The sequence below is a fragment of the Shewanella sp. BF02_Schw genome (assembly GCF_014596695.2).
Classification (GTDB): Bacteria; Pseudomonadota; Gammaproteobacteria; order Enterobacterales; family Shewanellaceae; genus Shewanella.
On the sequence record NZ_JABKAW020000001.1, the window covers coordinates 706,429 to 725,297 of the forward strand.

At 40.6% G+C, this 18,869-nt stretch carries 17 protein-coding genes and 3 tRNA genes; 14 read left to right on the forward strand and 6 right to left on the reverse strand.

From position 1 onward, the window contains the following. Positions 1-73 precede the first annotated feature (73 nt). Together tnpB and HNW13_RS03270 are read right to left on the reverse strand one after the other, a co-directional pair. On the reverse strand, positions 74-421 hold the full coding sequence (gene tnpB, locus HNW13_RS03265; protein WP_208062795.1) for an IS66 family insertion sequence element accessory protein TnpB: 348 nt from the start codon (positions 419-421) through the stop codon (positions 74-76). Further along, on the reverse strand, positions 415-744 hold the full coding sequence (locus tag HNW13_RS03270) for an IS66 family insertion sequence element accessory protein TnpB (protein WP_208062797.1): 330 nt from the start codon (positions 742-744) through the stop codon (positions 415-417). The genes tnpB and HNW13_RS03270 overlap by 7 nt, the downstream gene beginning before the upstream one ends. Before the next feature lie 437 nt (positions 745-1,181). Here HNW13_RS03270 and HNW13_RS03275 point away from each other — a divergent pair, with 437 nt between their 5' ends. From HNW13_RS03275 to HNW13_RS03310, 8 genes are all read left to right on the forward strand, one after another. Further along, complete coding sequence (locus HNW13_RS03275; protein ID WP_192115295.1) at positions 1,182-1,601, forward strand: secondary thiamine-phosphate synthase enzyme YjbQ; 420 nt, start codon at positions 1,182-1,184, stop codon at positions 1,599-1,601. Between the two features lie 250 nt (positions 1,602-1,851). Continuing rightward, on the forward strand, positions 1,852-2,496 hold the full coding sequence (gene uvrY, locus HNW13_RS03280) for a UvrY/SirA/GacA family response regulator transcription factor (RefSeq protein ID WP_011638098.1): 645 nt from the start codon (positions 1,852-1,854) through the stop codon (positions 2,494-2,496). A 44-nt stretch (positions 2,497-2,540) separates the two neighbouring features. Continuing rightward, positions 2,541-4,373, forward strand: a complete 1,833-nt coding sequence (gene uvrC, locus HNW13_RS03285) for an excinuclease ABC subunit UvrC (RefSeq protein WP_192115294.1) — start codon at positions 2,541-2,543, stop codon at positions 4,371-4,373. A 44-nt stretch (positions 4,374-4,417) separates the two neighbouring features. After that, positions 4,418-4,966, forward strand: coding sequence for a CDP-diacylglycerol--glycerol-3-phosphate 3-phosphatidyltransferase (gene pgsA, locus HNW13_RS03290; protein ID WP_011638096.1), 549 nt, complete (start codon positions 4,418-4,420; stop codon positions 4,964-4,966). Positions 4,967-5,282: 316 nt separating this feature from the next. After that, positions 5,283-5,358, forward strand: a tRNA-Gly gene (locus tag HNW13_RS03295). Between the two features lie 41 nt (positions 5,359-5,399). Next, positions 5,400-5,473 (forward strand) — tRNA-Cys (locus tag HNW13_RS03300). Positions 5,474-5,522: 49 nt separating this feature from the next. After that, positions 5,523-5,608: transfer RNA gene (locus HNW13_RS03305), tRNA-Leu, on the forward strand. 761 nt (positions 5,609-6,369) lie between these two features. Then, entirely contained in the window at positions 6,370-7,077 is a 708-nt protein-coding gene (locus tag HNW13_RS03310) for a hypothetical protein (protein ID WP_192115293.1), read from the forward strand. 83 nt (positions 7,078-7,160) lie between these two features. On the opposite strand, the gene HNW13_RS03315 is transcribed toward HNW13_RS03310, so the two are convergent. Beyond that, entirely contained in the window at positions 7,161-7,547 is a 387-nt protein-coding gene (locus HNW13_RS03315; RefSeq protein ID WP_101086621.1) for a DUF3301 domain-containing protein, read from the reverse strand. Further along, the gene (locus HNW13_RS03320) at positions 7,544-8,557 is read right to left on the reverse strand and encodes a DUF3549 family protein (protein WP_192115292.1); all 1,014 of its coding nucleotides are present in this window, start codon (positions 8,555-8,557) and stop codon (positions 7,544-7,546) included. Before HNW13_RS03320 ends, HNW13_RS03315 begins: the two co-directional genes overlap by 4 nt. Before the next feature lie 48 nt (positions 8,558-8,605). On the opposite strand from HNW13_RS03320, the gene HNW13_RS03325 reads away from it, so the two are divergent. The 6 genes from HNW13_RS03325 (at position 8,606) to HNW13_RS03350 (ending at position 15,296) form a co-directional block, all read left to right on the forward strand. After that, positions 8,606-8,968 carry a YqcC family protein gene (locus HNW13_RS03325; RefSeq protein ID WP_243756161.1) on the forward strand — a complete coding sequence of 121 codons (363 nt, stop codon included), beginning with the start codon at positions 8,606-8,608 and terminating at the stop codon, positions 8,966-8,968. Positions 8,969-9,128: 160 nt separating this feature from the next. Further along, a complete protein-coding gene (truC, locus tag HNW13_RS03330; RefSeq protein ID WP_192115300.1) occupies positions 9,129-9,935 on the forward strand; it encodes a tRNA pseudouridine(65) synthase TruC in 807 nt (268 codons plus the stop codon). Positions 9,936-10,261: 326 nt separating this feature from the next. Next, the gene (locus tag HNW13_RS03335; RefSeq protein WP_101086625.1) at positions 10,262-10,726 is read left to right on the forward strand and encodes a flavodoxin; all 465 of its coding nucleotides are present in this window, start codon (positions 10,262-10,264) and stop codon (positions 10,724-10,726) included. Further along, entirely contained in the window at positions 10,678-12,156 is a 1,479-nt protein-coding gene (locus HNW13_RS03340) for a PTS transporter subunit EIIC (RefSeq protein ID WP_101086626.1), read from the forward strand. Before HNW13_RS03335 ends, HNW13_RS03340 begins: the two co-directional genes overlap by 49 nt. A 179-nt stretch (positions 12,157-12,335) precedes the next feature. Beyond that, positions 12,336-13,208: a formyltetrahydrofolate deformylase gene (gene purU / locus HNW13_RS03345; RefSeq protein WP_174839644.1), complete on the forward strand. Its 873-nt coding sequence runs from the start codon at positions 12,336-12,338 to the stop codon at positions 13,206-13,208. Between the two features lie 174 nt (positions 13,209-13,382). Next, positions 13,383-15,296, forward strand: coding sequence for an HD domain-containing phosphohydrolase (locus HNW13_RS03350; protein WP_101086628.1), 1,914 nt, complete (start codon positions 13,383-13,385; stop codon positions 15,294-15,296). A 125-nt stretch (positions 15,297-15,421) separates the two neighbouring features. Here HNW13_RS03350 and dapD read toward each other — a convergent pair whose 3' ends face one another. Next, positions 15,422-16,246 (reverse strand): 2,3,4,5-tetrahydropyridine-2,6-dicarboxylate N-succinyltransferase, encoded by an 825-nt coding sequence (gene dapD / locus HNW13_RS03355; RefSeq protein ID WP_101086629.1) that lies wholly within the window; start codon positions 16,244-16,246, stop codon positions 15,422-15,424. A gap of 49 nt (positions 16,247-16,295) precedes the next feature. Continuing rightward, complete coding sequence (glnD, locus tag HNW13_RS03360) at positions 16,296-18,869, reverse strand: bifunctional uridylyltransferase/uridylyl-removing protein GlnD (protein WP_192115291.1); 2,574 nt, start codon at positions 18,867-18,869, stop codon at positions 16,296-16,298.

Below are 18,869 nucleotides of genomic sequence, written 5' to 3' on the forward strand. Positions count from 1 at the left end.
TATCAAACATCACCCGAAACAAGGATAATACAATGATCTAATTATCGAAAACAGCCTTCGCAATGGCGATCAATTAACTGTAACTCAAGCCGTTCACATGCTGATGCCCCAGTACATCAAAGCCAGATAACAGCCAATGAAACTGTTGCTCAGATAAACTCAGGCACTCATCCATACTTTTCGTCGGCCACTTAAACTTATCCTGCTCGAGGCGTTTGTACCACAGTGCAAAGCCGGTGTTATCCCAGTAGAGGATTTTTAATTTATCACGGCCTTTATTACAAAAGACAAACACACTGCCGTCGCTGGCCTGTAAGGATAATTGCTGCTCAACGATAACAGCTAAGCCATTTATCGATTTACGAAAATCCACCGGTGCACGGTGCAGATAAACACACGGAAGCTCACGAAACATCAACATGCTTGTAGGCCTTTTATAATCTCCAGCAGGTATCGTGCAGGCAAGGTGCTGGGGAAAGTCCATAAACCGGTTTGATGCTGAAAATGGATAGCCTGCCCTGAAGCGGAAGGTTGAGCTTGGGTTGTCATCGCTGTCGGCGATGTCACGGTAGCCTTAACAAACGGCGCTATCTGTTGGGTGCCCGTTTTAGCCATGTCCGCTTTGCGGGCGTAAAACCCACTAAGACTAAGCTTGTGCACACGACAAAAATTTGAAATCGTTAAGCCGCTAGCGGATTGCTGTTGTATCAAAGCAGCCCAATCTTGATGTGAACGTTTAGCCATGTTAACTCCTGATGTCATTATCAGTCGTTAAGATAAAGGCTCGATGAGCGCAGTTGAAGACGTACTTGCCCGGACGCTTACGTTTAAATCTTTGCAAACCTAGCCTTTATTATCTACATTTCATAATCAATCCAAAAGTATACAAAAATAAATTTCCCTATATTATTGTTTGTAAAGTAATAATTGTTAAATCTAATGATGTTCTTTCGGATATTCTTTTAGATGTTCTTATATTGCTAAGGATGTAACTACTCTATGAACAGTGAAATTGATATTAATCGGTTAATTGTTCGGTAAATAGTGAGTAAATTGTGTGACAATAGCCTCATTTTTTTCAGTCTTAACACTGCTCTGATGTATGCTTTGTATTTCGTTCTGCATGTTGTTGCTTAATGGTTTATTCATCTGTGCGTGTCGCTTGAAGAGGGATTTATTTGATGTGGTTACAACGAGAGATGACACTTAACTCTAAAAGACGAGGATTTCATTTAATTACTGATGAAGTGATAGCACGGCTGCCAGAGCTAGGAGGTATCAATGTTGGCTTATTGCATGTGTTTATTCAGCATACTTCAGCATCGCTGGCGATAAACGAAAATGCTGACCCTACTGTTCGTGGCGATTTGGAACGGCATTTTAATGTACTCGCACCAGAAGGTGCGCCATACTTCCAGCATACTTATGAAGGTGCCGATGATATGCCTGCGCATATCAAGTCGACCCTGATTGGGGCTAGTCAGTCAATTCCGATTACCCATGGGCGTTTGAACTTGGGTATTTGGCAAGGTTTATATTTATGTGAGCATCGGGACCATGCTTCGGCGCGCACAATTATTGTCACCTTGCAGGGTGAATGATTTAAAAAGGTTAAATTGCAATACTAAGGTAACAAAATTGCCTATTTTACATTCATTTCTCACGTTAATAATTGACTTTGCTTGTGTCAGTAAATGTAAAGATGCTAAATTCAAGCAGATAAATGAGATGTGTAAAATATGCAATGTTACCGGTGTTTTTTTACGATAAGATTTTACATATAAATGTTTTATATATAAAAACGGCCCTAAAATTCAAAAATGAATTACGCATAATAATAGGTGGGTTTAAGTGATATCTGTATATTTGGTTGACGACCATGAACTCGTGAGAACGGGTATTCGTCGCATTTTGGAAGATGAACGCGGTATTAAAGTCATCGGTGAAGCACCTGATGGAGAAACAGCCGTACAGTGGTCTCGACAAAATGAAGCGGATGTCATTTTAATGGACATGAATATGCCTGGTATGGGGGGATTAGAAGCCACCCGTAAGATTTTACGCTATCAGCCAGACGCTAAAATTATTGTGTTAACCGTACAAACAGAAGACCCTTTTCCGACCAAAGTGATGCAGGCTGGTGCTTCTGGCTACTTGACTAAAGGTTCCACATCGCCAGAAGTATTGCGTGCCATTACTCAAGTGGCTCGTGGTCAACGTTATTTGTCGCCAGAAATTGCGCAACAGATGGCGCTAAGCCAATTTAACCACTCTGACGAGAATCCATTTAGCAGTTTGTCTGAGCGAGAATTGCAAATTATGATGATGATAACCAATGGTGAAAAGGTTAATGATATTTCTGAAAAATTAAATTTAAGCCCTAAAACTGTCAATAGCTATCGTTATCGACTATTTGCCAAACTGGGGATCGGCGGTGACGTTGAGTTGACCCGTTTAGCTATCCGTTACAAAATGCTCGATACAGGTTCATTCTAGTCAGGAATAATGTATTCCTCGCAACGCATTAAGTAGCTTTAATCATGCCAAGTGATTTTAACGCCAAATCTTTTTTAAAACATGTCACCTCAGCGCCTGGTGTTTATCGAATGTACGATAAACACCAACAGGTTATTTATGTTGGTAAAGCCAAAGATCTCAAAAAACGCTTAAGCTCGTATTTTAGAGTCAATATCGCCAATGTTAAAACTCAGGCGCTGGTTTCGCATATCGATCATATTGATGTGACCGTTACGCACAGCGAAACTGATGCGCTATTGCTCGAAAACGATTACATCAAGCAGTACATGCCCAAATACAACGTGCTGCTGCGTGATGATAAATCTTATCCGTATATTCTGTTGAGCGGCCATAAGCACCCTCGACTTGCTTATCATCGTGGTCCAAAACGTGAAAAAGGTCATTATTTTGGCCCATACCCTAATGGTGGTGCAGTCCGTGAGAGTTTGCATTTAATGCAAAAGCTGTTTCCAATCCGCCAATGCGATGACTTATATTATAAATCCAGATCTCGGCCTTGTTTACAGTATCAATTAGATCGTTGTAGTGCGCCTTGTGTGGGGATTGTCAGTGATGAGGAATACAGCGAACAGGTCAAATTAGCCGGTTTATTTTTACGCGGAAAAGACAAACAAGTCATATCACAGCTGGTGGCCAAAATGGAGACTGCTGCAATTGATATGGAATATGAGCGTGCGGCACAGTATCGTGACCAAATTACCGCATTAAGGCGCGTGGCAGAACAGCAGGAAGTGTCAAATCATAAAGGCGATATGGATGTCATCGGCGTCGATTACGCCTCAGGTATTGCCTGTTTTCATCTATTGTTTATTCGCGATGGTAAAATTTTTGGTAGTCGCAGCTATTATCCTTCAGTACCCGCAGAAACTGAAATTGAAGAAGTGTTGTCATCATTCTTGGGCCAGTTTTACCTTAATGCCGATATTCAGCGCACTATTCCAAAAGAAGTCATTCTCAGCCATCACTTTGACGGTATAAAAGAATTAGAAGCGTCGATAGAACACGCATTAGATAAAAAGTTTGAGTTAAAAACGCAAGTAAGAGGTGACAGAGCTAATTTTTTACGTCTTGCCATGACTAACGCCAGTAATGCCGTCGCGACCAGACTGTCACATAAGAATACTGTTGAACAACGTTTTCAATTACTTGAAGAAGCACTAGAACTTAATGAACCGATTAAGCGGATGGAATGTTTTGATATCAGTCACACTATGGGCGAAAGCACTGTGGCATCGTGTGTGGTGTTTAATCGAGAAGGGCCGCATAAAGCCGATTATCGCCGTTACAATATTACCGGTATTACCGGTGGTGATGATTATGCCGCGATGGAACAGGCAATAAGCCGTCGATTTGATAAAATCGACAACAATGGCAAAGTGCCTGATTTAGTCTTCATTGATGGTGGTATTGGCCAGTTAAGAGTGGCGCAAACGATTGTCGATGAAAAGTGTGTCAATATTGATAATCCACCATTACTCATTTGCGTGACTAAAGGTGAGGGTCGCAAAGCAGGCCTTGAAACCTTTATTGTTGGTGGCAGTGAACAAGCTTTCGATATTCCCAGTGATTCGCCTGCATTTCACTTAATGTTGCACATTCGCGATGAGTCACATCGCTTTGCGATTACCGGACACCGTAATAAACGTCAGAAAACTCGCAATACTTCTACCTTAGAATCCATCGCAGGTGTGGGCCCTAAAAGGCGTAAAGCTTTGTTGCAACATTTAGGCGGAATTCAAGAAGTGAAGGGCGCTAGCGTGGCTGAATTGACAAAAGTACCCGGAATTAGCTTAGAAATGGCACAAACAATTCATGATGCATTGCGAGGGGGCTAAAATTAAGGCAAGATTGGCGCTGCTTCTGACAAATTGGTCTTTTTATGCCGTTTAACTTACCTATTGCACTGACATTATTCCGTATTGCTTTGTTACCCGTATTTATAGCGGTATTTTATTTACCATATCCATGGGCACCATTTGTTTCGGCATTTATTTTCTGGTTGGCCGCTTTGACCGATTGGTTAGACGGTTATGCTGCGCGTAAACTTGGTCAACTAACCCGATTTGGCGCTTTTTTGGATCCAGTTGCAGATAAAGTCATGGTGTCGACCGCATTAGTGCTGTTGGTTCAACAAAATGACAATGTGTACTTAACCTTAGCAGCGTTATTTATGATTGGTCGCGAAATTGTTATTTCAGCTTTGCGTGAATGGATGGCCGAAATAGGCAAACGTGGCGTAGTTGCCGTGTCTTGGATTGGTAAATATAAAACTGCAACGCAAATGATCGCGATTATTGGGTTGATTTGGAAACCCACACCTTGGCTAACTGATGTCGCTTACGGCTTGTTTTATATTGCCGCAGCACTGACGTTCTGGTCTATGATGAGTTACATTTCAGCAGCTTGGAAAGATTTAACGGCAGAATAGCGTAATAATAGTTCAATAAGATTATTTAGTGCGCAAACAGTCATAATTGCGTAAATCAATAATTGACACACGAGGTTAATTCGGTAGAATGCCTCCCGGTAGACAAGTGATGAGTCAACAACAAGCCTTAGGGTTTTATGTTAACAAACACGATTAATGCGAAATTAATTTAGTTTGATAGGTTGAAATATGAAATCTTTCTTACTGATATAATATAGCATTAAAATGATTGAATACGCGACATTAGCTCAGTTGGATAGGTTGAAAGACGATACCTTTCTTGCAGATATAATAAAGCATTGAAACGATTGAATAAGCGACATTAGCTCAGTTGGTAGAGCGATACCTTGCCAAGGTATAGGTCATCGGTTCGAACCCGATATGTCGCTCCAATTTCTTATCTTATCCGATGGATTTGAATTTGGTTAAAGATGGCGCGATGGCAGAATGGCTATGCTACGGATTGCAAATCCGTCTATCTCGGTTCGACTCCGGGTCGCGCCTCCACAAAATTGCGTTTGACGGTTACTTTAAGTAACGGTTAAAACAACACTTTGCCCGAGTGGTGGAATCGGTAGACACAAGGGATTTAAAATCCCTCGCTGAATAAGCGTGCCGGTTCAAGTCCGGCCTCGGGTACCATCATTTACATACGTAAGTATGGTGTAAAAAAGCCTCAACAATAGTTGGGGCTTTTTTACGTCTGTAATTTGATTGTGAATGATAACAAACGTTAGCAACAGTGTGATCGAGAATCTAGATACTAGAGCGGACTTCGCCCTGCTAGTTCGCTACGCGGCTATAAGAGCGGCTAATTCTAAAAGTAGGTAAGTTCTTTGGCTTAACCCTTAACATAGTGAAACTGTTTGATATGGTCACAGAATGCTAGTTACACGTCTTGCTAGGTTCATTTTTTCAGTTATAAATAGTCTTCAACTATTTCAAGCTCTGAGTTGAATTTGTATATTTCCACTTAAACAGACAATCTTATTTGTGCCTCAAAGTGTTTTTGGAATATGGCCAGCGGCCACTAACGTCGTGGCGGTTCACCCATACCAGACCAAGAGGAAACCAACGGCTGTTCCCTCTTTACTCTTTATAAAAAAAATTAGCCCAGCCTCCCTGTTGTCAAATTGTAAAGCGTTATGCACATGATTTGTATATATTGGAGTTACATAATCTGAACTAGGGATAAGTGATGAGAATATCATTATAAAAATCATATTTTAGCAATTATCCCTTATCAAACATGTCATGTGTTTTACTAACAAGACTCGCTCCTTACATGTTAATAACTGCGTCAATAGCCAGATTATTGCAAGTTAATTCAACGCAGTTAGCAAGGCAAAGGGCTTTTTGAGGGGCGTTTATTATTTCGAGTACAGGTTGCATAAGGAAAAAACATGGATCTGTTTAAATTAGTTGTTGCAGTTGGCTTATTTGCGGCCAGTTATAGCGTTAACGCAGAGGTTACACCGGCGGAGAAACAGTGGGTAGAACAAGCCTTAAGTGAGATCAACAGTAATAAAGACGATGCTAATGTCCTTTGGCAATATTCGCAGCAAACCGTGATGGTAAACATGACTCGTGTCGAGCAATTTAATGGTTCCCTTTCTGAGACTGAACGTTGGCTTTTGGTCTCCGAAAATGGCCAGATACCGGATAATGAAAGGTTAAAAGAATACCGACAAGATCAACAAGACCTTAATGAAGATAAAGATGGAAATAGTCATGAGTTGGCGTTTTCTTTTTCAGTTGATTTATCGACGTTGGCGTTTGTGGGCGAGGATGACGTTAGTGTCTCATTTACGTTTGTGCCTAATATTGATGAATTAGATAATGATGCGCTTACTGGAGTGTTGCACTTAGATAAAGCCTCAAAGCACCTACGAAAAATTTCAATCACGAACACCGACGAGCTAAACCCCGCATTTTCAGTAACGCTGACAAAATTTGAATTAGAATTGGGCTTTGATGTTTTTGAGGGGTTAGTTATGCCAGTAAGCAAATCGACGGTGATAAGTGGTACTGCTGCAATTTTCAAATCACTCGACAGCATTCAAACCGTCACGTATAGCGATTACAAAAGGCTCGAAAAGCCAAAAACATAATGTATTTATTCACACAAAAAAACGCTATTTTGTACAAAATAGCGTTTCTTTATGGGTTCAATATAGCCAAATAAAGCGTGATATTAGTGGCATTTACCAGAATCACAGCTTTTACTGCTGCCACAACTGCCAAATTTACCGCTCGCCATTGGTGCATCCATCCATTCTGGTTCAGGGAAAATTGGCCATTCAATTTTTTTGGCTCGATTACCATGCATTAAAATATGGCCGCGATATTGGTTAATACCATCGGTGCTAAACTCGAACATGAATGTTGCTTTCCAACAAATGCCAGTACTGCCACCAATACTTGGACGGGCTGATTCCATTGCAATAGCCAGTAGTTGTACGTTTTGCTTTTTACAGGCTTGCTCTGTAATCGTTCGGCTTAATTCTGCCATTTGTCGAAGTTGCCAAAAAAAAGCAGCAACGACAACTAAAGCAACAATTAATAAAAAATCAGTCATCATAGGCTGGTAGCTCTAAATAATCCGCCAATTGCGGTTGCTAATTGAACGCTTCTGTCTGGATGCCTTAAGTCGGCTAATAATCCAGAACGTAAGCTGGGTATTGCCACGATATCAGCAAATACTTGATTAAAGAAGTGCTGAGGCTGTTTTGCTAGCGCTTCTAAATAGTGTTTACGAGTGGCATCATCTTTTAACGCTAACCAGTTACGTGCTGCAATTGTTATTAGCGTGTTGTCGTCTAAATGTTGTTGTTCATTGAGCTGGTTAATGGCTGTCGTACTGTATTGAACATCAGATGCTAATGCCGCTAAATACATCACTTTTATATGGTCTTCAGCTTGTTTTAATTGATTAAATAAGTACTCGGCAAGGCGTTTATCAATATTAATGTGTTCTAAGCATTGGCAAAGGGCGGCTTGCACTTCAATAGGTGCATTATCAAGTGCATTTATAATGTCATCAAGATGGTTGAATTGATGTGCGCGAACGCAAATATCGGCTAAACCTTGTAAACCCAGTAGTGGCCATGTGTTTTGCGCTGCTTGGCCAGACAAATACTGTGCCGCAAATTCATATTGGCTCGATGCGGGTTGACCAAGCTGAAGTCTGACCAATGCATTAAATAACGCCAGTTTGTGCTGATTAGGCTTAAAGCTGAAAGGATGATTGGCTAATTGTTCTTGCTGTACATCGGTTAATGCTTGGGTTGGATTACGACCTAGGGCTTCTAAAATCATTTTAATAAACTGAGTTCGAGGCGCAGGTGATAATAAACCTTGCTCATCTAGAGGTAACTTTACAAACCAAATATAAGGTAATTGTTCTTGTTGCCAAAATACGATAGCAAACTGTGCATGGCCTTGAATAGGATAAGGATACGGTGCCAGTAAAGAATCAATTTGCTGAAAAGCTAACATATCGATATGTTGCACTCGGCGACCTAAATCGTATATTTGGAATTGTGTATTTGCGGTCGTCAGAAACTGGCTTAAGGTGGTTATCTCGGTCATGGGGTCGTCACTAAATCAAAGAAGTTGGATGGGTATTCAATGGGCTAAATGATATCATACTCCGACTTAGCCTTTATGTTGTCGTTCATTTTTATGCTTTATTTAGCCAGCCAAAATTATTTAGTTAAATTAGAACAATTGCTTAAGGGATTTCAGCTATGGTCTGATATCTCACCTCCTGCATCTGTTATGGCGAGTACTGCACCTTTTTGCTGTGATGTAATGGCATTCGAGCAATGGTTGCAGTTTATTTTTATTCCAAAGATGACCGAGCTTATTGCGCAACGACAACCTTTACCGACCAATATGGCATTAGCGCCTATGGCCGAGCATGTGTGGCAAGGTATGCACTATGGTGATGTTCTGATTGCTCAATTACAACAATTTGATACTTTGCTCAGTCAGCGTTAAGCGAATGACAAACACCACCACATTCCAACAAAAAAATTAAGCCAATACTGAGTTGGCCAATACAAAATAAGTAAAGTGATAACAAATGATCTTAAAAGATAACGATGCTGAATACTCATTAGATAACGATGACTTATGTGAACCAATAGGCTCAGAATACATGGATGAGACCTCTACTGCAGATACTGAATTAGACAGTGATTTACAACCTCCCCATATCGACATTCTATTTGAAGACGAGCACCTAGTTGCTATCCATAAGCCTGCTGGTTTGTTGGTTCATCGTAGTTATTTAGCCCGTAGAGAGCGTTTTTTTGCGATGCAGATGACTCGTGATTTAGTGGGCTGCCATGTTTTTCCGGTGCACCGCCTAGATAGACCAACATCCGGAGTATTGCTGTTTGCCAAGTCTAGTGAGGTGGCTCGGGCATTATGTGAGCAATTTGCTGATCACAGTATCAAAAAACACTACTTAGCCATAGTCCGTGGCAATATGCATGAGTCTGGCACGCTAGATTATGCCCTAAAACAGGAATTTGATGATTTAGGCGATAAGCATGTTGATCCCAACAAAGCCGCACAAGAAGCCGTGACGGATTATCAACCATTATTGAATACCGAAATACCGTTTAGTTCTGGTCGTTATCCTTCCAGCCGATACGGTTTGGTAAGATTAAGCCCTCATACAGGCCGCAAGCATCAATTACGTCGTCATATGGCACATTTACGTCATCCAATTGTTGGTGATACAACCCATGGCGATGGTAAACAAAATAAGTTCTTTCGCGAACATTTCGGTATTAACCGTTTGTGGTTGATTGCAAAAAGCCTGCAGTTTGTGCATCCGGTAACCCAGCAAGCAATGCATATTGAAACAGAGTTAGAAGCTGAATGGTTGAATGTTTTTAACGCATTTGGCTGGGATGATGATCAATTATCCTCAATGCCAAGTATATTGTTAAGTTAATTCATTCGGTCTGCAAGCAAGGCTTTAAGCTTTTCAAATTCGGGGATATGCGGTATAGGTTCGTGCTGCTTTTGTTCGATGTGGAAATAATAGTTACGACGAATGTGGGCGAATTTATGTTGTAGTTTTAGTCTTCGCTTTCTGCTCACTTGTCGCATCGTCTTGATTCCGTTATTGCGCTATTTCATTTGGGGCAACTGATGTTGACCATATCGATTTAAATTACTTTATAAAGACACTTGCGAGAGACTCAAACAATACAGTAAGGTAAGTCACTAAGACTCAAGGTCTTTTATATCGTATTACATTTAAGGGGAAAGTATACCATGAAAAAGGTCAATGTTGTTTTTGGTACCGTTTATGGTAGCGCACAATTTACAGCCGAAACAGTGACTAAAGCGATTGCAACATTAGGGTTTACAACTAAGCTTTGGCAACCCAATGAATTATCTGGTTTTATACCACCTCAAGATGAACTACTCATAGTAGTGTCATCAACCACAGGGCAAGGTGATATACCCGAGGATATGTCTCCTTGGTTTAATGAACTTAAATCCAGTGCACCGTATTTACCATTATTGCAATACAGCCTAATTGGGTTAGGCGATTCGAGCTATGACACTTTTTGTGGGGCGATAAAACAATTTGATGAGTTGTTAACCGAGTTGGGTGCCAAGCCGCTGACTGAACGATTAGAAATTGATGCCTGTGAAACAATGGAACCCGAAATAGAAGCTAAAACATGGATAGCCACTTGGCACAACGCCGTCATATCGGTAAACGTAGCGTAAGTTTTTTTACGCAACAATGGTTTAAATTCGCACAGCGCCTGAGTCAAGCACTGCTCATACCTATTGCTATTTTACCTGCTGCGGGGGTGATGTTAGGGTTGACGGTTAACCCGTTGCCATTTATCCCTGCAGAATTGAATACAGTATTTTCTGCTGTAGGCAATCTGGTTTTTACCATGATGCCTTTGCTGTTTAGTGTTGCTGTAGCGATTGGTTTTTGTCGAGACCAAGGCATTGCAGCATTTTCAGCTGTATTTGGTTTCGGGGTGTTTTTGTCCACGATGGGTGCCCTAACAAATATTTATGGCCTGGTATCGCGACCGCTATGGGGCATGCAAACGATTGACACTGGTATCGCTGGCGGAATGTTAGTCGGTGCGATGACATGTTTAGCTGTCAATCTTAGTCAACATGTTAAATTGCCTGCTATTTTTTCATTTTTCGAAGGTCGTCGCAGTGCACCAATAATTACTATACCCCTGTCTATGGCACTGGCTTATTTACTTGTGCATGTTTGGCCACCCTTGTCGCATATTATTGAACTCCTTTCTGATTGGGCTGTATATCAAGACCCCGCTATTGCTTTTGGGGTTTACGGAACGGTTGAACGCTTATTAATTCCACTAGGGTTGCATCATATTTGGAATGCGCCATTTTATCTTGAAGTAGGGCAGTACATTAATCAAGGTACAGTGGTTCGGGGTGAGGTGGCGCGTTATTTGGCCGGCGATCCATTGGCGGGAAATCTTGCTGGTGGCTATTTGATTAAAATGTGGGGCTTACCCGCGGCAGCATTAGCGATTTGGCGTTGTGCTGATAAATCCGAGCGTAACAGAGTTGCGGGGATTATGTTATCAGCGGCGACAGCTAGTTGGTTAACCGGGGTGACAGAGCCGATAGAATTTGCCTTTATGTTTGTCGCGCCAATTTTGTTTATTGTGCATGCATTACTCACGGGCATAGCTTACAGCGTGTGTATTTTACTAGAAGTTCATCACAGCATCGTGTTCTCTCATGGGCTGGTAGATTTCACCTTATTGTTTTCTCGCTCTGCTAATACTCATTGGATTTGGATATTGGGCCCGCTTACCGCAGTCATTTATTATGCCATTTTTAGGGCCAGTATTTTAGCGTTCAATTTAAAAACACCTGGCCGAATCGAGCAAAGTGATTTACCTGCAGAGCCTAAAGAGAGCTTGCGGGCTATGATTTCTGCATTGGGCGGACGCGAGAATATTGTTGAGATTAATGCCTGTTTAACCCGCTTACGTATAAGTGTTAATCAAGCCAATTTAATCGATAAAGCTAGACTAATGCGTTTAGGAGCTAAAGGCGTGGTTGTTATGGGCAAAGGTGTACAAGTTGTTTATGGCACTAAGGCTGAAACATTACGTAAATTGCTGCAAAAATATTTAGATTCTCGGCGTTAGTTCGGACGGTTGTTTCATTAAGCCATAATAGTTGTTGCTTAACTTGTCATACATATTTGAGAGTTTTGTATTTAAAGCAAGATTATTTCTCTTTTATGAGAATTTATCATTAAAAACATCACCCAAAAATCTTTTTAAATGGCACACTGTAAAACAGTATTTTAAGAGGAGTTGTACGCGTGAGCCATCAAGATAAAACTATTTTTACCCCAGCTAATTTACAACGTAAAGTGCTAATAACCGATTGTGCTGATGCTCAGGGGTTGATAGCTAAAATCACCAACGTATGTTTTGCTCATCAATTAAACATTATTAAAAACACCGAATTTGTTGACCACACTCAAGGCCGCTTTTTTATGCGTGCGGAGCTTGAAGGGGTGTTTGATGATGAACGCCTACTGAATGAATTACGTGAAGTATTGCCAGCTAAAAATCACATGAAATTAGTGGATATGGGTAAAAAACGTATCGTGATCATGGTGACAAAAGAAGCCCATTGTTTAGGCGATATTCTGATGAAATCTTATTATGGTGGCTTGGATGTTGAGATTGCTGCTGTGGTAGGCAATTATGATGTGTTGCAGCCATTAACTGAAAAGTTTGATATCCCATTTCATTATGTCAGTCATGAAGGCTTAAATCGTCAAGAACATGAACAAGCGATGCTTAAAGTGATAAAACCTTATGATCCGGACTTTGTTGTACTCGCTAAATATATGCGAGTATTAACACCTGAGTTTGTAACAGCATTTGCAGATAAAATTATTAATATTCATCATTCTTTTTTACCCGCATTCATTGGTGCATCACCTTATAAGCAAGCATGGGATCGTGGTGTTAAAATTATTGGTGCAACAGCACACTTTGTGAATAATCACTTGGATGAAGGACCTATTATTAAACAAGATGTCATTTCAGTTGATCACAGTTATAGCGCAGAAGAATTAGCCCATAATGGCCGTGATGTTGAAAAAAGCGTATTAAGTAAAGCCCTGCAATTGGTATTAAATGAACAAGTTGTGGTGTACGGTAATAAAACGGTCGTGTTTTAAAGTTTGTAGATATACATCATTTGACGTTAAATCAAATGGTGTTATCTTTAAAGATAAATAAAGATGAGTGATTCCTGTAAGTTACTGTATCAACTTATCTATTAGAAATTTGCTATGCTGTATTCCATTGGAATTGATATTTTTAGTCTGTATAAGTAAGAAACGGGAAACTGGATGTTACAAAAAGCTAATTTTTTCTTAAAACCTTCAGAATTACCTAAAACAGTTGGGCTCTGTTGGGGCATTCTTAATGATAGGCTTGAATTAATTAAGCTAAGTGAACCGCTATACAAATTAGTCAATAAACCCATCTCGGCTATTCTAAAACAACCATTATCGAATGCTTTTTCAATGCTTACTCATGAGCAAATAGATCTTACCAATCATCTTTCTTCACAACTGATCAATTTTGTTGATGACAAAGGGCATGCATTACAAGCGACTGTCACCCCGATAGAAGAAAGCAGTGAGCATTGGTGTATTACCTTCATAGAAATCGAACTCGATAAAGCTTGGTTATCTGATTTACATCCTGATTATCATCAAGCGATCCAGTCTAGTGATGATTGGCTAAATCAAATCGAAGAAGTGATTAATGCCAGCGGTGATATGGTGTTTGCTACGTCATTAAAACAGGCACTTTCATTGACTCAATCTAATGTGGGTTATCTGCATATGTTTGATGAGAAAAACAATCAAATAGTGCGAACCACATGGAGTGAAAACGTCAGTGAATACTTTACGATTACAAAACAACAAACCTATAAAGCAGATTCTGGTATTTGGGCTGAAACCATCCAAACCCGTAAATCGATGGTGCATAATGAATTAGCCAGTATTTCTGAGAATCGCTCGCAACAACAAGGTTTTTTTGCCTTTAGTAATCATCTTTGTGTGCCGATTCATTATCGCAAAAAACTCGTTGGCATTATCGGCGTTGGCAATCGAGATAAACCTTATACCCAAGTAGATGCCAAATCGTTAAGTATTTTTGCGACTATTTTGTGGCACAGCGTCGAATTACCTCGAACCATGAAAGCGGTATCGAGACAATCTAGCATTATTAAAATGCAAAAAGAAAAGATGACCCTCATTTTGGTGCAGTTGATTGGTGCCATTTCAGAAGCGCTAGAATTAAAAGATGCTTATACCGCGGGGCATCAAAAGTCGGTTGCGCAGTTAAGCTATCTTATTGGCGAGAAAATGGGCTTAACACCTGAAGTATTGGAAGGATTAAAACTGGGATCATTGATCCACGATATCGGTAAGTTGGCCATTCCAAGCCAGATTCTATCTAAACCCTCACGGTTAAGTGATGCTGAGTTTGGCTTGGTTAAACAACACCCTGAGCAAGGCGCTTTAATTGTTGATGAAGTGGAGTTTCCTTGGCCTATTAAGCAAATGATCCTTCAACATCATGAACGCTTAGACGGTTCAGGTTATCCAAAAGGGTTGAAAGCGGATGACATTATACTTGAAGCCAAGATCATTGCTGTAGCCGACGTTGCTGATTCGATTCTTAGCCATCGACCTTATCGGCCATCGCTCGGAATGGAGGTGTTAACCCAAGAGTTATTAAAAGGCAGAGGCATAATATTCGATGAGGTCGTTGTTGATACCTGTATTGATATTTTGGCTGTCGAAGACTTTAAACAAGAAGAATATGTTAGCACTTTGTCATTAGCCCCAGTTGTTTTTTTAGAGGAGTATCATACTCTTGAACATGCTGAGTCTATGATGAAAAAAGCTAAAATGGATGTGGCCGTGGTACTGTCAGAAAAAAATCGTAGCCCAATAGGCGTGGTTGATAATAACGTTTTAGCATTTTGGCACAGCCCATTTTTAAATACAGCAGCAGAACGTGCAGCGGATAGAAGCTTGCTGAATAAACGTGTACATCAAGTGATGGAACATAAAATAAATATGATTAACGATCGTACCATTTTGAACGATGCTCAACGGACGATGGAAAAAAGTAATGTTAATTATTTGATTGTTCAAAATGACAAGCAGTTGGTGATTGGAATGTTAACCTGGCGAATATTAGCGAATGCATTATTGGTGAATGCACAAGCAAGATCTAATTAGTTATACTATTGATTTGATAAGTTAATGTTATTTTTTGGAACTTATATTTTTTATTTAATGGATAATTTAACATTAACAAAAAAGGCTCCTAGGAGCCTTTTGTAGATTATCGTTGGATAATAAAATTAATCAACGATACGTAATAGTTCATTGATACCCACTTTACCGCGGGTTTTAGCATCAACTTTTTTGACAATAATCGCTGCATACAAGCTGTATGTGCCACAAGCCGATGGTAGGTTACCTGATACGACAACCGATCCAGCAGGAACACGACCGTAATGTACTTCACCAGTTTCACGATCAAAAATTCGCGTGCTTTGGCCAATGTAAACGCCCATTGAAATGACGCTGCCTTCTTCAACCACAACACCTTCAACGATTTCGCTGCGAGCACCAATAAAACAGTTATCTTCAATAATGGTTGGACCTGCTTGTAATGGCTCTAAAACACCGCCAATACCAACACCGCCAGATAAGTGTACGTTTTTACCAATCTGCGCACACGAACCAACAGTAGCCCATGTATCAACCATAGTACCTTCATCAACATAGGCACCAAGGTTAACGTAAGATGGCATCAATACGGTATTTTTACCGATAAATGAGCCTTTGCGAACCGTTGCGGGTGGCACAACACGAATACCTTCTGCTTTAAAACGAGCTTCGTCATAATCGGCAAATTTTTGTGGGACTTTGTCGAAATACTTGGTGTCGCCACCTTCAATCACGCCGTTATCAAAAATGCGAAAAGACAGTAGTACCGCCTTTTTAAGCCATTGGTGAACATGCCATTCACCGTCAATTTTTTCAGCAACGCGCACTTGGCCTTTATCGAGCATATTGATCACGGTTTCAACATCAGCGCGAACACTCGGTTCTACGGTTGCAGGTGAGATGTCTTGACGTGTTTCGAATGCTGCTTCAATGCGTTGGCGTAAAGCCTCCATTGTTTTCTCCCGGTATTAAATGATTAGTTGCACAAATTTATGGTTTAAATTAGTTAGATGATTTTAGCGCCAGTGTTAGCGCATCAGCTAATTGTTGCTGTTGTGGCTCATCTAGGGCCGTTCCACTTTGGTTTTTTAATATGAAAAAGTCTTCTGCACGTTCACCAATAGTGGTAATTTTAGCGGCTAATAATGTCACATTACAACGGTAGAAGGTATCACCGACTTTGGCTAATAAGCCTGGGGTGTCGAGAGTGATTAATTCCATCATACTTGTACCATGGCGAGCACTGGGTAAGAAACTAACATGAGTCGCAACATTAAAAGGTTTCATGATCCGGGCTAGTTTTCTAAACTTCGGCAGTTTTGGATTTTCACTTGCCAAGGCTTTTTCAAGTGCTTTGCGGATACTTTGAATGCGTGATAATTGGATAATCGGTTCGCCATCTTGTTCTAAAATCACAAAGGTGTCGAGTGCATAGTTATCTTTTGATGTCATGATGTTAGCGTCATGCACATTGATATTTTTGTTATCTAAAACGGTCATAACGGTGGCGAACAGTTTTGGTTTATCTTTGCTATAGACAAAAAGCTCCGTACCACCACGTGTTGTATGCTTAGACATTAATACTAATGGTTCGTCGTGATGATGTTTTAGAATGGCCTCAGCATGCCAGGCCACTTGGGTTGGCTGATGACGTAAAAAATAGTCAGATTTGAACCGAGACCAGAGTTCATCCATGTCTTTTTCTTTCAGGCCACGACGAATAAGTTCTTTTTTAGCTTTGGCTTGGACCTCTTTAACCCGCGCTTTAGCATCAATAGGTTTTTCTTTACCCCGAGCTAATACTCGTTGAGTTGAAAAATACAAATCACGTAATAACGAGCCTTTCCAGTTATTCCATGTTTTCTCATTGGTGGCACAAATATCTGCGACAGTGAGGCAATACAAATAACTTAAGTGTGCAGCATCGCGTACTTTTTCGGCAAATAGTGCAATCACTTCCGGGTCTGAAATATCTCTGCGCTGAGCGGTGATTGACATCACTAAGTGATTTTCAACTAACCAAGCCACTAAGCGACCGTCATGATCATTCATGCCATGCAATTTACAAAAGTCGATAGCGTCTTTTGATCCTAATTTGCTGTGATCGCCGCCACGGCCTTTAGCGATATCATGAAAAATAGCCCCGAGAACTAACAAACCTTTTTTCGGTAACTGATTAATTAAGATGGCACCGAGTGGAAATTCATCTTTTTGTTCAGCCTGTGAAAAGCGATCAATATTGAGCAGTAATCTATGGGTATGTTCGTCAACGGTATAAGCATGAAATAAATCAAACTGCATTTGGCCTTCAATCTTGCGCCAAGCCGGTAAGTAAGACGACAAAATACCGTGCTGGTGCATTAATGAAAATGCGGTAATACCTCGTGGATGTTTTAAGATCTCCATAAACACTTTACGACATGCGGGGTTTTCTTGTAAGGGTGATGTTAATGCTCTACGAGCATTGCGCAGTAATCGTAACGTTGGCGCGTAAATTTCTTGAATGTTTGAGTTTTTAGCCACCAGTAGAAATAAGCGTAATATTTCTTCGTTTTGGCGGCTAAATAAATCGTCATCTAATACTTCAATGTAACGTCCACGCCGTTGATAAACATCGCTTATCGGCTGAATTTCCAGTGCTTGAGTGTGACCTAATGTCGCGCGCTTAAACAATTGCAACAGCATTTGATTAAGCTCCATCACTCGGCGTACCGTGCGATAATAGCGCTTCATCATTTGTTCGACGGCTAATTGGGTAGCATCCTCGTAACCTAATAAACTGGCAACTTGTCTCTGTAAATCAAACAACAAGCGGTTTTCGTTGCGATTCGCGGTGGTGTGAAGTGCAAAACGGATTTCCCACAGAAAATTTTGGCATTCAATTAATTCTGCTAATTCGGCTGGCGCTAGAAAATCGTGCTCGACTAAATCTTCTAATTTAGCAGCATCAAAGTGGCGCATTGCAACCCAAGCGATGGTTTGAATATCACGCAATCCGCCGGGACAGGTTTTGATGTTAGGTTCTAAATCAAAGGCACTGGCTTTACTATGACGAGTCGTTTGTTCATCTTTCTTGGCATTATAAAAGTCATAAGAGGGCCAAAAGTCTTGTTGACGAATAGCATCGTATAACACGTCAAATAGATATTCATTACCAGTGAGCAATCTGGCTTCAATGAGATTTGTGGCAATGGTGATGTCTGATTTACCTTGTTCAATGGTTTGCGCAACTGTGCGTACACTGTGGCCTATTTCAAGCCCAGTATCCCAAAGGTAGGTAATGATTTGCCCTAACTGAATTTCAGTTTTGGGCGATAATTGTTCATCGTTAACCAAAAAAAGTAAGTCAATGTCTGAATAGGGATGCAGTTCACCACGACCGTAGCCGCCAACGGCAACTAGGGCAAGCTGGCTATTATGTAAGCCAAAATCCCGCCAAGTTTGTGTTAGTAAAGCATCAACAAATTGACTACGGTGTTTAACAATATCAGCAATAGGGTGTTTTGCAGTGTACTGCTCAACTAAGCGCTGGTTTAAGTCAATTAATGCGTTTTTGGCGGCCAGCGCAGTATTCAT

What these genes read in the sequence shown, in the direction of transcription:
- HNW13_RS03275 (WP_192115295.1), top strand. Translation starts at nt 1,182, where the DNA reads ATGTGGTTACAACGAGAGATGACACTTAACTCTAAAAGACGAGGATTT.
- HNW13_RS03350 (WP_101086628.1), top strand. Translation starts at nt 13,383, where the DNA reads ATGTTACAAAAAGCTAATTTTTTCTTAAAACCTTCAGAATTACCTAAA.
- HNW13_RS03310 (WP_192115293.1), top strand. Translation starts at nt 6,370, where the DNA reads ATGGATCTGTTTAAATTAGTTGTTGCAGTTGGCTTATTTGCGGCCAGT.
- tnpB (WP_208062795.1), bottom strand. Translation starts at nt 421, where the DNA reads ATGTTGATGTTTCGTGAGCTTCCGTGTGTTTATCTGCACCGTGCACCG.
- dapD (WP_101086629.1), bottom strand. Translation starts at nt 16,246, where the DNA reads ATGGAGGCTTTACGCCAACGCATTGAAGCAGCATTCGAAACACGTCAA.
- uvrC (WP_192115294.1), top strand. Translation starts at nt 2,541, where the DNA reads ATGCCAAGTGATTTTAACGCCAAATCTTTTTTAAAACATGTCACCTCA.
- HNW13_RS03325 (WP_243756161.1), top strand. Translation starts at nt 8,606, where the DNA reads ATGATATCATACTCCGACTTAGCCTTTATGTTGTCGTTCATTTTTATG.
- truC (WP_192115300.1), top strand. Translation starts at nt 9,129, where the DNA reads ATGGATGAGACCTCTACTGCAGATACTGAATTAGACAGTGATTTACAA.
- HNW13_RS03315 (WP_101086621.1), bottom strand. Translation starts at nt 7,547, where the DNA reads ATGATGACTGATTTTTTATTAATTGTTGCTTTAGTTGTCGTTGCTGCT.
- HNW13_RS03335 (WP_101086625.1), top strand. Translation starts at nt 10,262, where the DNA reads ATGAAAAAGGTCAATGTTGTTTTTGGTACCGTTTATGGTAGCGCACAA.
- pgsA (WP_011638096.1), top strand. Translation starts at nt 4,418, where the DNA reads ATGCCGTTTAACTTACCTATTGCACTGACATTATTCCGTATTGCTTTG.
- HNW13_RS03340 (WP_101086626.1), top strand. Translation starts at nt 10,678, where the DNA reads ATGGATAGCCACTTGGCACAACGCCGTCATATCGGTAAACGTAGCGTA.
- HNW13_RS03270 (WP_208062797.1), bottom strand. Translation starts at nt 744, where the DNA reads ATGGCTAAACGTTCACATCAAGATTGGGCTGCTTTGATACAACAGCAA.
- HNW13_RS03320 (WP_192115292.1), bottom strand. Translation starts at nt 8,557, where the DNA reads ATGACCGAGATAACCACCTTAAGCCAGTTTCTGACGACCGCAAATACA.
- glnD (WP_192115291.1), bottom strand. Translation starts at nt 18,869, where the DNA reads ATGAATACTGCGCTGGCCGCCAAAAACGCATTAATTGACTTAAACCAG.